2 protein-coding genes are annotated in these 1872 nt (G+C 72.5%); both read left to right on the top strand.

Annotation, left to right across the window (positions count from 1 at the left end):
- The coding region (locus AB0C29_RS46310) for a GGDEF domain-containing phosphodiesterase (RefSeq protein ID WP_360834461.1) at positions 1 to 983 on the top strand (983 nt) is incomplete at its 5' end.
- 53 nt (positions 984 to 1036) lie between these two features.
- Positions 1037 to 1840 (top strand): MBL fold metallo-hydrolase, encoded by an 804-nt coding sequence (locus AB0C29_RS46305; protein WP_360834459.1) that lies wholly within the window; start codon positions 1037 to 1039, stop codon positions 1838 to 1840.
- Positions 1841 to 1872 lie beyond the last annotated feature (32 nt).

Here is a 1872-nt window from a genome sequence, read left to right as displayed (position 1 = left end):
CCGAGGGGCCGGCGGCCATCAGCGGCAGCCTCGGCATCGCGCTCGGCCCGCTGCACGGCGCCGGTGACGAGCTGTTCCGGCACGCCGACGCGGCGATGTACCGGGCCAAGGGCAACGGCGGCGGGGTCGCCGTCTACGACGCCGCCGAGGACGCCGAGATCCCGGACCGGATGCAGCTCTTCGCCGACCTGCGGGCGCTGCTCGACAGCGGTGACCCGGACGGTCAGCTGCGGCTCTACTACCAGCCCCAGGTACGCCTCAGCGACGGCGTCGTGACCTCGGTCGAGGCGCTGGTCCGCTGGCAGCACCCCGAGCGGGGGCTGCTGATGCCGGCCACGTTCCTGCCCGTCGCGGAGAGCCGGGGCCTGGAGATCCGGCTGACCGACCACCTGCTGGGGCTGGCGGTCCGGCAGGCCGCGCGCTGGCTGGCCGAGGGGCACACGTACCAGGTGGCGGTGAACGTGTCGCCCGGCTGCCTGATCGACGCCGGTTTTGTCGCCCGGGTGCTGAGCACGGTGGCCGACGCCGGCCTGCCGCCGCGGCAGCTGTGCCTGGAACTGACCGAGACCAGCATCATGGCCGACCCGGACCGGGCGGTCCGCGCGCTGCACGAGGTCCGCGAGCACGGCGTCACCGTGTCGGTCGACGATTTCGGCACCGGCTTCAGCTCGCTGGCCCAGCTGCGCCGGGTGCCGGCCGACGAGCTCAAGATCGACCGTACGTTCGTCCGCGATCTGACCCCGGGCACGCCCGACGCCGTCATGGTGCGCAGCGCGATCGACCTCGGGCACAACCTCGGACTGTCCATGGTGGCCGAGGGCGTGGAGGACGTGGCCGCGCTGCTGCGGCTGCGCGAGATGGCCTGCGAGTACGCCCAGGGCTATGCGCTGAGCCACCCGGTGCCCGCCGACCAGCTCCCGCAGGCCTGCCAGGACGCCGAAGACGTCGTTCGGCACGCGGTCGGTGCCGCACTGACCCTCTGAATCCGGGGTGTGGACGGCCGCCGCCGGGGTATGCGCGGCGCGGAGGTGGCCACATGGATCAGAACGGCCTGCGCGCGAGCATGACGTTCATCGGCAACGCGACGACCGTGTTGCGGCTCGGGGACTTCACCCTGCTGACCGACCCCAACTTCGTGTCGGCGGGCAGCCGGGTGCACCTGGGCTACGGCATGTGGACCCGGCGCCTGCTCGACCCGGCCTGCTCGGTCGCGGAGCTGCCGCCGCTCGACGCCGTACTGCTGTCGCACTTCCACGGCGACCACTGGGACCGGGTGGCCACGGCCGAGGTGGCCAAGTCGACGCCGATCGTCACGACCCGGGAGGCTCAGCGCAAGCTGCGGCGCCGCAAGTTCGAGGACGTCCTGGGCCTGCCGACGTGGGAGAGCCACGAGCTCTCGCGGGGACGGCAGCGGCTGCGGGTGACCTCGGTCCCCGGCCGGCACGGTCCCGGCCTGATGGACCGGCTGCTGCCCGACGTCATGGGCTCGGTGCTGGAGCTGGAGGAGGACGGCCGGTGCCGGCTGCGGCTCTACATCACCGGCGACACGCTGTACCGGCCGTTCCTGGAGGAGGTGCCGCGGCGCTGCGGCGAGATCGACGCCATGATCATCCACCTCGGCGGCACGAAGATCATGGGCATGCTGCTCACCATGGACGACAAGCAGGGCGTGGCGACGACCGAGCTGATCCGGCCGCGGCTCACCATCCCGATCCACAACGACGACTACGTGGTGCAGAAGCTGCCGCTGAGCGCGTTCCTGCGGCGGGCCGGCGAGCACGGCCTCACCGGGATCCAGCCGATCACCCGCGGGAACAGCCTGGAGCTGCCGCTGCGCTGAGCCGGTGGGGTGGCGGCGGTGTCATGGCCGAG

This window comes from Actinoplanes sp. NPDC048791 (assembly GCF_040650095.1).
Classification (GTDB): Bacteria; Actinomycetota; Actinomycetes; order Mycobacteriales; family Micromonosporaceae; genus Actinoplanes.
Note: the sequence above shows the minus strand (reverse complement) of the source record. Positions and strands in the feature narration are given on the sequence as shown.